Annotated in this window: 12 protein-coding genes; 6 read left to right on the plus strand and 6 right to left on the minus strand. The window is 69.6% G+C overall.

What is annotated here, in order from left to right:
* Nucleotides 1-37: 37 nt before the first annotated feature.
* A complete protein-coding gene (locus tag R0145_RS17065) occupies nt 38-652 on the minus strand; it encodes a hypothetical protein (RefSeq protein WP_317838145.1) in 615 nt (204 codons plus the stop codon).
* A 291-nt stretch (nt 653-943) separates the two neighbouring features.
* Here R0145_RS17065 and R0145_RS17070 point away from each other — a divergent pair, with 291 nt between their 5' ends.
* The 3 genes from R0145_RS17070 (at nt 944) to R0145_RS17080 (ending at nt 5162) form a co-directional block, all read left to right on the plus strand.
* The gene (locus R0145_RS17070; RefSeq protein WP_317838146.1) at nt 944-1984 is read left to right on the plus strand and encodes a LacI family DNA-binding transcriptional regulator; all 1041 of its coding nucleotides are present in this window, start codon (nt 944-946) and stop codon (nt 1982-1984) included.
* Nucleotides 1985-2130: 146 nt separating this feature from the next.
* Nucleotides 2131-3321 (plus strand): Gfo/Idh/MocA family oxidoreductase, encoded by a 1191-nt coding sequence (locus R0145_RS17075; RefSeq protein ID WP_317838147.1) that lies wholly within the window; start codon nt 2131-2133, stop codon nt 3319-3321.
* A 212-nt stretch (nt 3322-3533) separates the two neighbouring features.
* Nucleotides 3534-5162: an MFS transporter gene (locus R0145_RS17080; RefSeq protein ID WP_317840269.1), complete on the plus strand. Its 1629-nt coding sequence runs from the start codon at nt 3534-3536 to the stop codon at nt 5160-5162.
* A gap of 32 nt (nt 5163-5194) precedes the next feature.
* On the opposite strand, the gene R0145_RS17085 is transcribed toward R0145_RS17080, so the two are convergent.
* Together R0145_RS17085 and R0145_RS17090 are read right to left on the minus strand one after the other, a co-directional pair.
* The gene (locus R0145_RS17085) at nt 5195-5941 is read right to left on the minus strand and encodes a response regulator (RefSeq protein ID WP_317838148.1); all 747 of its coding nucleotides are present in this window, start codon (nt 5939-5941) and stop codon (nt 5195-5197) included.
* Entirely contained in the window at nt 5938-7521 is a 1584-nt protein-coding gene (locus R0145_RS17090) for a sensor histidine kinase (protein WP_317838149.1), read from the minus strand. The genes R0145_RS17085 and R0145_RS17090 overlap by 4 nt, the downstream gene beginning before the upstream one ends.
* Nucleotides 7522-7732: 211 nt before the next feature.
* On the opposite strand from R0145_RS17090, the gene R0145_RS17095 reads away from it, so the two are divergent.
* Nucleotides 7733-9049 (plus strand): anaerobic C4-dicarboxylate transporter, encoded by a 1317-nt coding sequence (locus R0145_RS17095; protein ID WP_317838150.1) that lies wholly within the window; start codon nt 7733-7735, stop codon nt 9047-9049.
* 59 nt (nt 9050-9108) lie between these two features.
* Here R0145_RS17095 and R0145_RS17100 read toward each other — a convergent pair whose 3' ends face one another.
* Nucleotides 9109-10323, minus strand: coding sequence for a hypothetical protein (locus tag R0145_RS17100; RefSeq protein ID WP_317838151.1), 1215 nt, complete (start codon nt 10321-10323; stop codon nt 9109-9111).
* A gap of 220 nt (nt 10324-10543) precedes the next feature.
* Nucleotides 10544-11302, minus strand: a complete 759-nt coding sequence (locus tag R0145_RS17105) for a TetR/AcrR family transcriptional regulator (protein ID WP_317838152.1) — start codon at nt 11300-11302, stop codon at nt 10544-10546.
* Between the two features lie 247 nt (nt 11303-11549).
* Here R0145_RS17105 and R0145_RS17110 point away from each other — a divergent pair, with 247 nt between their 5' ends.
* Complete coding sequence (locus tag R0145_RS17110) at nt 11550-12326, plus strand: SDR family oxidoreductase (RefSeq protein ID WP_317838153.1); 777 nt, start codon at nt 11550-11552, stop codon at nt 12324-12326.
* A gap of 102 nt (nt 12327-12428) precedes the next feature.
* Nucleotides 12429-12806, plus strand: coding sequence for a metalloregulator ArsR/SmtB family transcription factor (locus R0145_RS17115; RefSeq protein ID WP_317838154.1), 378 nt, complete (start codon nt 12429-12431; stop codon nt 12804-12806).
* Here R0145_RS17115 and R0145_RS17120 read toward each other — a convergent pair.
* Entirely contained in the window at nt 12803-14173 is a 1371-nt protein-coding gene (locus R0145_RS17120; protein ID WP_317838155.1) for an FAD-dependent oxidoreductase, read from the minus strand. The two genes, R0145_RS17115 and R0145_RS17120, sit on opposite strands and share 4 nt — an antisense overlap.
* Between the last annotated feature and the right edge of the window lie 40 nt (nt 14174-14213).

Here is a 14213-nt window from a genome sequence, read left to right on the forward strand (position 1 = left end):
CGCCGACGCGAATGACCGACGCCAGCAGGACATTCCCTCACAAGTAAGTGGGGCCTCGAAGGAGTTCCGTGACGGTCCCGTTGACGGTCACAAGACGGCGTAAATAGAGAGTCCGCTGGGTGCACGAGCCCGTCCACGTCCCCGTGAAATGCGGCTGGCCCACCGCCACCCACGTCCTGTAGCTGGCATTCCACATCCAGGTTCCGCTGTAGGTGGTCCGGTACGCGACGTAGCCGTTCATCTGGGGCACGGTGGTGTCCTTCACCGGCACCGACCACCCGGAATTGCCGGCCGCAGCAGTGAAGGTCAGCTCCGTGCCGGAGATGTAGAAGATCATCGTGGCATCGGTGATCACGGCCTTCGGATCGTCAATGAAGACCCACAGGCCGCGGTCGTTGTCACCGCCACCGGTGAAGGCGCCGCGACCGTCGATGGTAATCGTGTTGACGGGGTTCTTGCCCGTACCACACGTACGGCCGAGACTGACCCAGCCCTGGAGACCCGCCGGACGCGAGGCCGCCACCGCCGGCAGACTGCTCACCGCCAGGACCGCCGGCGTCGCCCACGCGGTACCGACGACCAGGGTGCGCCGCCGGATCAGCCCGCCGCCGGCTGCAGGATCGGCCGGGTGACCACTTTCGCCCGCGCTCACCTGATCGCATCCTTCGGATGATTGGACGGACTCATGAGGTCTTCCTTTGAACTGCATCGCATGTCGACTCACACCGCTCGATGACCGGCATCCCACCAGCCGCTCGGCCGCCGCCCCCGTCCGAGGCGGACGATTTCACCCCGGATCTCACCCCTTCGGGCGCGGAGACACTCGCTCGTCGGAGCCCGGCGGCGGCGCCGCTGGTAGTGTTCTTGAGCGTCCCTGTTGCAAGAGATCCGTCGATGCGGCCCGGAACCCCGGGAGATGGCACGACGTCAGGTGGTGTCGAGCGTGAGCGGGAATCAGAGTGGCGAAAATCGCAAGCATGTGACTATTCGCGATGTGGCCAAAGCCTCTTACACCTCGATCTCGACGGTTTCACTCGCCCTGTCCGGTCGCGCCGGCGTCGCGCCGGAGACCCGGGCCAATATCCTGGCGGTGGCAGACCGGTTGGGCTGGCGTCCCGACCGCCATGCATCCAGCCTCCGCCGGCAGAACTCACGGCTGATCGGGTTGGTTTGTCAGGTCGAACAGGTATTCCAGATGGGATTGGTCGACTCGCTCTATGTCGCGGCGCGGAGCCGTGGGCTCGAACTGGTGCTCGCCGGCGCGACCCGTCACCACGACGAGCACACCTGCGTGGACGAACTGGTGCGGGAGCGCTGCCAGGCGATGATCCTGACCGGGTCGGATCTGACCGAGGAACAGATGTCCGAGGTGGGGCAGCGGCTACCGACGGTGAGTCTCGGCAGGCTGGTGCAGGCCCCGCGGGTGAACGTCGTCGTCTCGGACGATCGGATGGGGCTGGGACAGGCAATCGACCATCTCGTGTCGCTGGGGCACCACCGGATCGTCCATGTGGACGGCGGACCGGCCTATCCGCTGGGGCGCAGCCGCGCCGACGCGTACGCGAGCGCCATGGCCGACACCGGACTGGCCGACCACGTCCGGATCATCTCCGGCGGGTCCACGTTGGAGCACGGGGTGGACGCCGCCCGCCAGTTGCTGGCGACGCGGCCGCTGCCGACCGCGGTGGTGTGCTTCAACGACATGGTGGCGGCCGCACTGACCCGCGAGTTGGAACGCAACGGAGTCGGCGTCCCCCAGGACGTCAGCGTGGTGGGCTTCGACGACTGTTCGGTCGCCGCCGACCCGTCCACTCCCCTCACCACCATCGCGCAGGACCCGCAGCTTCTTGCCGAGGCCACCCTGGACCTGCTGGACGCGGCGCTCTCCGACGCCGACACCCCCGATACGGCGACGGAGACAGCGGTCGTGATCCCCACCCGGCTGCACGTACGGAGCACCACCGGTCCGGTCGTCCACGACTGAGCAGACGACGCCGCTGCCGCTCCGTCACGTCCCGGAGACGGTTCGCAAACGTTTCGACCGAGCCAGGCGCTGTTCATTTGTCCTGACATGGTTAGACTCATTTTGCGCGCCTCGAAATGGTGGCGTCGAATTTTCAGGAGACCCGTATGTCAAAGAAGACACTTGGAATTGGCGTGATCAGCCTCGGTTGGATGGGGCGTCTGCACACGCGCGGATACAAGGGTCTGGCCGAGCATTTCCCCGAGTCCGAGGCCTCTGTTCGGTTGATTTCCGCCTGTGATCCGGTGGCCGAGACCCGGAAGATCGCCGTCGAGCAGCTCGGTTTCGGAAAGGCGGTCGCGGATTATCGCGAATTGCTGGCGATGCCTGAGGTCGATCTCGTGTCGATCTGTTCGCCGAACTATCTGCACCACGAGATCGCCCTGGCCGCTGTCGAGGCCGGCAAGCCGTTCTGGATCGAGAAGCCCATGGGCACCTCGGCCGAACAATCACGTGACATCGCCAAGGCCGCCGCGGCCGCCGGACTGATCACCGCGGTCGGCTTCAACTACCGCCACGCCCCGGCGGTCGAGAAGGCCCGCGAGCTGATCCGCTCCGGACGCCTGGGCCGCATCACCAACGTACGCGCCTGGCTGATCGCCGACTACGCCTCCGCACCGAACGGCCCGCTCACCTGGCGCTACAGCCGGGAGAAGGCCGGATCGGGCGTGATCGGCGACCTGCTCAGCCACGGGGCCGATCTGGTGCAGTACCTGGTCGGACGGATCACCGCGGTGTCGGCCCAGACGAGCACGTTCATCCCCGAGCGGCCGATCCCGACCAAGGCCGGGCTCGGTCACGGCGGCTGGGAGGTCTCCGACCAGCTGGGGCCGGTCGAGAACGAGGACTACGTGTCCATGCTGGTCCGGCTGGACGGCGGCACGGTGGGCACCCTGGAGGCGTCCCGGGTGGCAGTCGGCCCGCGCGCCGAGTACGTCGTGGAGGCGTACGGCACCGACGGGTCGCTGCGGTGGAACTTCGAACACCTCAACGACCTGGAGGTCTGCCTGGGCCGGGACAACGAGCTGCACGGCTACAGCCGGGTGATGGCCGGTCCCGACTTCCCCCACTTCGGTCGGTTCCAGCCCGGTGCCGGCACCTCGATGGGTTTCGACGACCTGAAGTATGTCGAGGCCAACCAATTTGTCACTTCGTACCTGACCGGCAGGCAGCTCGCCCCCTCGGCCACCGACGGCTGGGCAGCGGCCGAGGTCGACTCGGCTGCGGTGGCATCGGCAGCCGACGGAGCCTGGCACGACGTCCCCACGGTTGACGAGGGCACCACCTACGACAACTGAACCGTCCGGACCGCCGAACCCGCCGGACCGCCGAACGAACCCCCGGACCACCGCATCCTTCCAACCGTTCATCAGGCCGCAGACGGCCTTTTCCCTCTCCCCACGGCCGCCGGCCCTTCCGCCGCGCGGCATCGACAAAGGAGTCACTCGTGGACAATCAACAGACGATACCCAAAGTCAGCCTCGACATCACTCGCGATGAACTCAAAGAACTGTCCGACCGGACACCGATGTCGGGCAAGCACCGCTCGATCGGCGCCATCGCCGCGGTGGCCACGCTCGGCTCACTGCTGTTCGGTTACGACACCGGGGTGATCTCCGGGGCACTTCCGTACATGTACATGCCCTATGCCGCCAACGGATTGCACCTGAACTCCGTCGAGGAGGGTCTGATCGGCGGCGTCCTGCTGATCGGAGCCGCCTTCGGCGCCCTGTTCGGCGGTCGGCTGTCGGATCGCTACGGACGTCGCCACAACATCCTGATGCTGGCCGCGATCTTCGTCATCGGCGCACTGGGAACCACACTGGCCCCGAACCTGTGGGTGATGTACCCCGCTCGGTTCGTGCTGGGTCTGGCCGTCGGCGGCGCCTCGGCGACCGTCCCGGTCTACCTGTCGGAGACCGCCCCGAAGCGGATCCGCGGCACCATCGTGGCGATCGACCAGCTGATGATCGTGGTCGGCCAGCTGCTGGCCTTCAGCTTCAACGCCATCATCAACAGCGTCTACGGCGGCCCACAGCTGGACATCGCCAATGATCCCAGCGGCACCCTCCGACCGGGCATGCAGTCGTGGGACAACGTGGCGGGTCTGCAGGACCAGCTCGGCGGCACCCTGAGTCACGGCGCCTGGGAGCATTTCGTCACCAACCTCTCCGTCACCGGCGGGAACGGGTCGGCCTGGCGGCTGATGATGCTGCTGTGCACCATCCCGGCGATCGCCCTGTGGATCGGCATGCGGACGATGCCCGAGTCCTCCCGCTGGTACATGATCCGGCGTCGCTACTACGAGGCGATCGGGTCGCTGAAGCGGGTCCGTGACCACCGCGACGGCGACATCGTCGACGAACTGGAGGAGATGGTCACCCACCAGCGGCGCGCCGAGGCGATGCCGAAGGGAACGTTCCGCGACATCGTCAACACTCCGTGGATCCGCCGGCTGTTCCTGGTCGGCGTGCTGCTCGCGATCTGCAACCAGACCACCGGCGTCAACACGGTGATGTACTACGCGCCGAAGGTCCTCGAGTACGCCGGGCTGGGCAGTTCGGCGGCGATCACCGCGCAGGTGGCCAACGGCGTGATGTCCGTGCTCGGCTCCGCCCTGGGCCTGTGGCTGGTGTTCCGCTTCCGTCGTCGCCAGATCCTGATCACCTGCATCTCGCTGGTGGCGGTGAGCATGTTCGCCATCGCCGGCCTGTTCACCGTGCTGATCCAGCCGCACATGGCCGACGGCACCAAGCCCCCGATGTACGCGCCGCTGCTGGTGCTCGCCGCGATGGGCATCTTCATGCTCGTGGTCCAGTCGTCCAACGGACCGGTGGTGTGGACGATGCTCGGTGAGATGTTCCCCGCCCGGGTGCGAGGCATTGCCAACGGGTCCGCGGTGTTCTGCATGTGGGTGGTGAACGCGCTGATCACCTTCACCTTCCCGGCCATGATGAGCAACCTGGGCGGCGGGCTGACCTACACGATCTACGGCGTCCTCAATGTGATCGTGGCCATCGTCCTGTTCAAGGTGATGCCGGAGACCTCGGGCCGCTCCCTGGAGGAGCTGGAGGACCATCTCCAGGAGGTCTTCACCCGACCCGGTGATCCTGCTCCGGCGACCGCCGGCAACGACTGAACGACCGCAACGCACCCGCAGCCTTCGTGCGGTCAGGGCCCGGCTCCCCCAGCCGGGCCCTTCTGCGGGTCCGGCTCGGCCGGAGCGGGGATCCAGGTGTACTCGATCTCCGGGCGGCCCGACCTGCCGTAGCGTTTGCCCCGCCGACAGCTCCCGATGTCGCTGAGATGCTCGAGATAACGCCGCGCGGTCACCCGGGAGATCCCAGCGGTGTCGGCCACCTCGCGGGCGGATCGGCCGTCCGGAGCCGTCCGCAGATGGCCGGTGATCCGGTGGAGTGTGATGTCGTCCATCCCCTTGGGCAGCCCGTCGACGTCGCCCTCGGGCAACCCGTCGACGTCGCGGTGATGCAGGGTGGCGAAGAGTCGGTCCACCTCGGCCTGCGCCACGTGGTCGGTGTGGGCCAGCCGGCGGTGGTAGACGGCGTAGTGCTGCAGTTTCGCCCCGAAGGTGTCGAAGGTGAACGGCTTCAGCAGGTAGTCGACGACCCCCAGACTCATGCACCGTCGCACCAGATGCATGTCGCGCACCGAGGTGACCACGACGACATCGCACAGCACATGGTCGGCCCGCATCCGTCGCAGGAGTTCCGCCCCGCTGCCGTCGGGGAGACGGATATCCAGCAGGACCAGGTCCACCGGGCGATGAGCGAGGCATCGGACGGCTTCCCGGCAGGAGTGGGCGACCCCCACCACCCGGAACTCCTCCAGACGGTCGACGTACGTCGCATGCGCCTCCGCGACGATCGGCTCGTCGTCCACCACCAGGACGTCGATCATGATCCTCCCCCCAGCGTGACCAGGAACCGGGCTCCACCCAGCTCCGAGCGCCCACACGTGATGGTGCCGCCGTGCCGGACGACGACCTCGCGGACCAGGGACAGCCCCAGCCCGTGGCCTTCCCGACCGTCCTTGGTCGTCCAGCCCGGGCGGAACACGACGTCCTGCAGCTGCTCGGGGATCCCCGGACCCGAATCCTCGATCTCCATGGTCAGGGACTTCTCGTCGGACTCGATCAGCACTTCGACGCGGCGGAGGTCACGTGTCGCAACAGCGTCGAAGGCGTTGTCCAGCAGGTTGCCGACCACTGTCACGATCTCCTCGTCGCCCACCGGGATCCCGTCGGTCCGGCTGTCGGGATCCACCACCAGGTCGATGTCACGCTCCGCGGCCTGGGCTGCCTTGCCCAGCAGCAGGGCGTCCAGCACCGGGTCCCCATCGGCGTCTCCATCAGCGGAGCGGAACCTGTCGGCCACCAGTTGCGCCGTTTCGATGCCCTGGGTGGCGAGGGTGAGCGCGCGCTCCGGTCTGCCGAGCTCGATCAGGGACACCACGGTGTGCAGCCGATTGGTCGACTCGTGGTTCTGTGCCCGCAGGGTCTCCGCCAGCCCCCGTACGGTCGCCAGTTCCCCGGTGATCCTCTGCAGCTCGGTGTGGTCACGCATGGTGACGACCGAGCCGACCGTACGGCCCGCCAGTTCGGCTCGCTGGTGATTGATCACGATGATGCGGGCGCCGACCACCGCCAGTTGGTCGACCCGGGGATGGTCCCGGGTGGGAGGAAAGGTGAGTGAGGCGGGCAGTCCCAGCTCGGAGATCGGTCGACCGGTGGGGTCGTCGAGCAGCCCCAGCAGATGTCGGCCCTCGTCGTTGATCAGGGTGATGACGCCCCCGCCGTCCAGCAGGACGAGTCCCTCGCGGACCGCGTGCAGCACAGCCTCGTGGTACTCGTACATATGGCCCAGCTCGACCTCGTTCATCCCGTGAGTGGTATGCGCCAGCCGTCGATTCAGCAGCACCGCCTGCGCGCCGCCCAGACCGGCGAGCGTCACCGCCAGCACGCCCAGCACGAGCAGCTGACGCGGCAGTGCCGCTGCGATCCGGTCGACGGTGACTCCGACGGCGACCATGCCGATCACCCGGTCCCCGTCCCGCACCGGCACCACGGTGCGGATCGAGCGGCCGAGGGTGCCGTCGGAGGACTCGGTGAAGTCCGCGCCCTCCGGTGCTCCCCCCACCGCGCCGACGAAGGTCTGCCCGACACGGTCGTCGACCGGGTGGGTGTACCGGATCCGGTCGGTGTTCATCACCACCACGAAATCGGTCTCCGTCGCTTCCCCGGTCGACCTGGCGAACCGGGTGAGTTCCGGTGACGGCGCCCCGGCCCGCAGATCGCGCACGGTGATCGGGGCCAGTGCCACGGTCCGGGCGACGTTCATGGACCGGACCTCCGCACGCTCCACCTGGGTCTGGCGCGATGACCACGCCAGCATGGCTGTCGCACCGGCCACCACGACGAGCGCCCCGATCAGCTGCAGGCGCAGGAACTCGGAGGCCAGGGATCGTCGCGACGCCGCCATGGACACATTGTCCAGCCGCTTCCCGGGCGGTGCGCGGACGCCGTGAACTCAATGAACACAACCCGATCCGACCGGTACGCGCCTCCCAGACTGATGGACGGGCAGAGGGGGCCGGGACATCACCACCCCGACGTCCGCACCGGGGACGGGCGCCTCCCTACGACGTCACGTCCCGGCGCGAGGAATCACGACTGGAGACAAAGAGGACCCCATGATCTGGCTACATCTCGCCATCGTCCTGCTGTTCATCGTCATCGGGGCACGGATGAAAGGCATCGGGATCGGCCTCGCCGGTGGCGCCGGCGTCATCGCCCTGGCGGCCACGGGACTGCAGGTCGACCCTGTCGACGGCATACCCTGGTCCGTCATCGGCATCATCATGCCGGTGATCTGCGCCGTCTCGGCCCTGCAGGTGGCTGGCGGGATGGACCACCTGGTCCATCTCACCGAGGTCCTCCTGCGCCGACACCCGAAGCAGATCAACTACCTGGGCCCGCTGGTGGCGTACGTGCTCACCATGCTCTGCGGGACCGGTCACACGGTCTACTCGGTGCTGCCGGTGATCATCGAGGTCGCCAAGGAGAAGAAGATCCGGCCGTCCCGTCCCCTGTCGATGTCGGTCGTCGCCTCCCAGGTGGCCATCGTCGCCTCGCCGGTCTCCGCGGCCACCGTGGCGATGGTGGGCATTCTCGAACCGGCGGGCGTGGGCTACCTCCAGGTGCTCGCCGTCTCGATCCCGACCACGGCCATCGGCTGCCTGGTCGGGACCTTCATCGCCTCCCACCAGGGGTGTGAGCTCGAGGACGACCCCGTCTACCAGCAGCGCAAGGCCGCCGGCCTGGTCAAGACCGCAGTGGCGGACACCGGGACCGCCTACCAGCCGGCACCCCGCGCCGTTGCCTCGCTGTGGATCTTCCTCTCCGCGATCGTCCTCGCGGTCGCCTTCTCGGCGCTGATCTCCCCGTCACTGGGGGTGGTGAAGAACCCGCCGATGAACAGCACCGCGGCGATCATGACGATCATGCTGCTGGCAGCAGGCGTGATCGTCCTCGTTTCGAGGAAGCCGGCCTCCGATCTGACGAACCAGTCGACCTTCCGTGCCGGCATGACCGCCGCCGTCTGCATTCTGGGTGTGGCCTGGCTGGGCAACACCTTCCTCACCGGCCACATGACGGAGATCGAGTCCTTCGCCGGCCAGTTCATGCTGGACGCCCCCTGGCTTCTCGCGGTCATCCTCTACTTCGTCGCCCCGCTGCTGTTCTCCCACGCCGCAGCGACGGTCGCACTGATGCCGGCCGCGGTCCAGATCGGGATGACCGCTCCCGCGATGCTGGCCTGCTGGCCCGCCGTCTCCAACTACTACCTGTTCCCGAACTACCCGACGACCGTCGCCGCCATCGAGATGGATGACACCGGTTCCACCCGGATCGGCCGGTGGGTGCTCAACCATCCGTTCGTCGTCCCTGGCACGGTGGCCATCACCGTGACGGTGGCGCTCGGCTTCCTGTGGGCGCCGGTGATCGTCTGAGGAGTGCGCGAACACGGCGGCCCCGGCCGGCGAGCCGTACGCCGGTCCCAGCACGTTGGTCACCCGGTCCGGAGCACCGCGTCCAGCGGCCGGCGCGGGCTCGGGTTGGCAGTACGGATGGGGTGGCCGAGACGGAAGGAGAGCAGTCCCTCGCTGGCCGGGATGCCGATGGCGTCGGCCCACCGGGCGGAGAACACATCAGGCCGGCCGGTGGTGGCATCGCGGGCGATCCGTTCGGTGATCTGGTTCATGTGGTGCAGGCCCAGCCCGGCTGCCGTCGCCGCGAGGTGGACGTGCTGCAGGAGCCGCCCGGCGGCCAGCCTCGCCACCGGGTCGGTGGTGTCGGCGACCCGGATGATGCCGTACGCGGCGGCGGTGGCGGTGTGCACGTCGCGGGTGGAGTTCACCCAGAACCGGTCGCCGGCGCTGCGGGACTGTGCAGGCAGGATCTTGGCCATCGCCAGGGTGAAGCCGTCCAGCCCCTGGCAGTCCAGGGTCAGCCCGTCGCGGTGCGTGTCGATGGCCGAGCGGTCGTTGCGGAACCAGGAGAAGGCCTCCACCGACATCGGCTCGTCGTCGACGATCGCCTGGGTCGCCTCGACGTAGAGGGCGCCGAGCGCCGTCAGCCGCGACGGTGCGGTCACCCAGTGCACCGTCGCACCCTCGGGGGCCTCCAGGGTCAGCGCGTCGAGGGTCGCGGCGTCGACCGGGCGGTCCGCGTACGGGCCGCGGTTCGTGTGCCGGGCGGAGATCACCGCGGCGAGGGCGCGCTCGAGGTCGGTCGGGGCAGCGCCCGGGGTGAGGCGCAACCGGGCGGCGTGGCCGGTGGTTGCGGCCCCGGCGGTGGCGTCGGCGCCGCGGCCGCCGGTCGGGACGCCGACGGGCCAGGCGTCGACGGTGGCCTCGAGTCCGCGGGCCCGGGCCGCGATCACCATGTTCTGGACGGCGCAGCCGAGGCCTGCCGCGCGCTCCCGCCCGTCGGGGTCGCAGGTCGGCGTCGCTCGGGCAGGATCGTCGACGAGGTCGATCGTGGCCGTGCCGCCGGTCGTTTCGTGGAGGGTGAAGGACCACGGCTGCAGGTTGTGCGGGTTGGCCGCGAGCACCCCGGCAGCCACGATCGCCGCCGCGCCAGGCAGGTCCTGCCAGCTCGACCACAGCTCGTACGGTGCCCCCTGGCCCTGCGCCCACACGCCGTTCGTCGCTCCGCGTACGCCGATCCCGGTGGCACCGACCAGCACGATCGCGCCCCCGCCGATCCCGAGGCCCTTGAGCACGGCCCGCCGTGAGACCCGGCCGGGAGATCCAGCACCCGTCGATCCACCGGCTGCCGAGGTGGAGGGCTCCGAGGCCGTGGGGGTCGAGGCGGACCCGGCGGGCTCGTCACCGGGACCACCGTTCCGGGGCTCGGTCGCCGGGTGCCCAGTCGCCAGGTGCCCAGTCGCCAGGTGCCCAGTGGACGGGGGCTCGGTGGACGAACGATGGGCAGGCGGAGTATCAGGATGGGACGACATGAGGTCCTCCGGTCGGTTCGCTTCGGGTGGGACACCGGAGCCGGTCGCCCGGGGTCGGATCGTCCCGCCCCGGGTCCTCCCAGGTCGGTGACGATCGGGGCGCGGGATCCAGGGCAAGGGCCGCCCGGCCGGCGTCGGTCAGCAGCGGGCCGATCACGGCTCGGGCCAGCCGGGTGGCATCGAGGTCGCCGTCGCCGGTGGCCCGGGCGAACGGCCCCGCGGTCTCGGCGACCAGCCACAGCACATCGACCAGCTCCCGGACGGAGGCCGGGTGCCGGGGCGCATGCAGCAGGCCGGCGGCGATGACCTGCTCGGTGAGTTCGACGAATCGGTCGACCCGCGCCGCGTGGTTGCGCCGGTACTCCTCGGCGAGCACGGGATCGGCGTTGAGCAGCGGCAGCAGTTCGCGCTGGAAGAAGGCGTAGTCGTCGTTGATCCGGTGCTGGGCCGGTATCCGGCCCCACAGCAGCGCCAGCGTGTGCGCCGGAGCGGGCGCCGGGTCTTCGACGAGCTCACCGGGCAGCCCCGAGTCGGCGATCCACTGCGCGAACAGTTCGCGCACGATCTCGGCCTTGGAGCCGAACCAGTAGTAGAGGTTACCCGGGCTGATCCCCGCCTCCTTCGCGATCCGGCCCGGCGTGACCGGACCGACACCCTCCGCCGCGAACAGCCGGCGGGCCGTCCGGAGGATGTCGGCGCGGCGGCGGGCCACCCGCTGCGGTACCCGTACAGGCACTGTCATGGAGCCAGTCTAGGTCTATTAGAGAGATTCATCTAACAAGGTGGAGGGCGGATCACGGGCGCCGCGGACCACCAGCCCGCAGAGCCGGAGGGACGTACGATCCGGCTCCGCCGAACACCCCGCGGGCCACCGACCGGCTCCGTAGAATGAAGGGGTCAGCCCCGTCGCCGGCCACGATGACGGGAGCATCCCCCGCTCCGTACGGGACCGGCCCTCCACGGGCTGGCTGTGCCCGAGGAGGCGGATCATGCGAACCATCGTGGTGACCGGGGCGGCATCCGGTATCGGCAAGACCCTGGCGGAGATCCTCACCGAGCGAGGTGAGCGCGTCATCGGCGTCGACCTGCATGACGCTGATGTCACTGTGGACCTGACCACGGCGGCGGGGCGTGCGGCCCTGGTCGACGGGGTGCGGGAGCTGTCCGGCGGCACCATCGACGCGATCGTGGCGAACGCCGGGCTCGCCCTGCCCATCCCGAAGACCGTGGCGGTGAACTTCTTCGGCACCGTCGCCACCCTCGAGGGACTGCGGCCGTTGCTGGCCGACTCGGCCGCACCGCGGGCGGCTGTGACCTGTTCGATGGCCTCCCTGTACGCACCGGACACCGCGCTGCTCGACGCCCTGCTGGCCGGGGACGAGCCGGCGGCCCTCGCCCGGGGCGAGGAGCTGGCGGCGGACACCCAGCTCGGGGCGCTGATCTACGGCACCACGAAGCAGGCGCTGGCGAAGTGGATCCGGCGCCACGCGGCCACCCCGGAGTGGGCCGGCGCCGGGATCCCGCTCAACGGGATCGCGCCCGGGATCGTCGTCACCCCGATGACCAGGGACCTGATGGCGACCCAGGAGGCGATCGACGCCCTGCTCCAGCAGGTCCCGATGCCGCTGAACGGCCCGATGGAGCCGGAGGTGCCGGCACGCCTGCTCACCTGGTTGATCTCGGCGGAGAACAGTCACCTGTGCGGGCAGATCGTCTTCGTGGACGGCGGCTCGGACGTGGTGATCCGCGGCGACGCCACCTGGTGAGCCCGGCACGCCACCCGACGCCCGCCGACGCCGCCCGGCCGCGGCCCGACGCCTGGAGCCGCGGTCAAACCGGCCGGCCCGTGGCGACGATACTATAGACATATGTCTATAAGTTCGCGCGAGGTGCCGCTGCGGCCTCTGGTGGGCGACCTGTGTTGCTCGCCGGTCCTGCAGGGTGAGCTGCGGCCGGCGGAGGCGCTGGTCCTGGCGGGGGCGCTGAAGGTGTTGGCCGACCCGGCCCGGCTACGGTTGTTGAGCCTGATCCGCTCGGCGCCGGGCGGCCGCGCCACCACGGGAACCCTGGCAGAGGCACTGGGCCTGACCCAGCCGACCGTGACGCATCATCTGGGAGCGCTCCTCAGGGCCGGCTTCGTGCAGCGGGAACGGGACGGCCGGCAGACCTGGTACTGGGTGGACCCCGACGGGCTGGAAGCAATCCGCCAGCTCCTCGATCCCACGCCGGCCGCTGAGCGTCGCTAGGAGCCGGCCGGTGTCCAGGCCTGGGCCGCCACCTGCACGGCATCCCACGGCGACCCCAGGGGCGGGGTGTAGCTGAGGTCGAGCTCCGAGATCTGGTCGACCGTCAGGCCGGCGTAGAGCGCCGTGGCGTACGTGTCGACGCGCTTGGCCACCTCGGTGCCGAGCCGGCCGACCAGTTGGGCCCCCAGCAGCCGGCCGTCCCGCTCGTCGCCGGTGATCCGGAAGGCGATCGGGTGCGCCCCGGGGAAGTACCGCTTGTGGTCGTCGGCCGCGGCCGCGACAGTGACCGGCGCGAACCCGGCCCGAGCGGCCTCCCGGTCCCGCAGCCCGGTCCGCGCCGCGACGAGGTCGAACACCTTCACCACCTGGGTGCCGACCGACCCGGCGAACCGGGCGTCACCGCCGACAGCGTTCTCCCCGGCGACACGTCCCTGCTTGTGCGCCGTGGTGCCCAGCGGGAGGTAGCTGACGCCGAGCAGCCGGTGGTGGGTGACCGTCCCGTCCCCTGCCGAGTGGACGTGCGGCAGCCCGGTGCGCATCCGCTCGTCGACGACCACCGCACCGCCCGCCCCGAGGGTGGCTCCGGCGGTGGCAAGCAGGGCCGTGTTGGGGCGTACGCCGACCACCACCAGGACCAGATCCGCCGACCGGCTGAACGGCACGCCCCGGTGTAGCCCGGACACCCGCAGCCCGGCTTCGGACCGCTCGATCGCCGTCACTGTCGTGTCGACGACCACCTCGACGCCGCGGGTCGCAAGCTCGGTGTGGACGAGCGAGCCGAGCTCCGGGTCGAGAGTGGACAGCACCTCGGGGCCGCGCTGGAGTTGCGTGACCCGGACGCCCCGGGCGGTGAACGCCTCGGCCATCTCCAGCCCGACGTACCCGGCGCCGACGATGATCGCGGTGCGCGGGGCGCGCTCGTCGAGCTGTCGGGCGAGGGCGAAGGTGTCGCCCATCGAGTGCAGCACATGGACCCCATCGTCCGGGCCGAGCCGGTCCAGGCCGTCGATGCCGGCGCGGGACGGCAGCGCTCCGGTGGCGACAACCAGTTCGTCGTACGCTACCTCCTCGGTGACGCCGCCCGGGTCCCGGACGGTCAGCCGACGTCCCGCCACGTCGATGGATTCCGCCCGGGTGTCCAGCCGCAGTCGTATGCCGGCGGCCTCCAGGTCGGCCACGGTGCGGTGAGCCAGGGACTGCCAGGGCCGGACGTCGCCGGAGAAGAAATAGGGGATGCCGCAGATGGAGTAGTTGGGGTAGTGGTCGGCGACCACCACGGTGACCTCGGTGCCAGGGCCGAGTTCACGCGCCCGCAGCGCGGCGGAGATGCCGGCGTCGGAGCCGCCGACGGCGATCAGGTGGGGCACGAAGGGATCCTCTCGGGAACAGGGGGTCGGTCGGAACGAA

The organism is Raineyella sp. W15-4 (assembly GCF_033170155.1).
Classification (GTDB): Bacteria; Actinomycetota; Actinomycetes; order Propionibacteriales; family Propionibacteriaceae; genus Raineyella.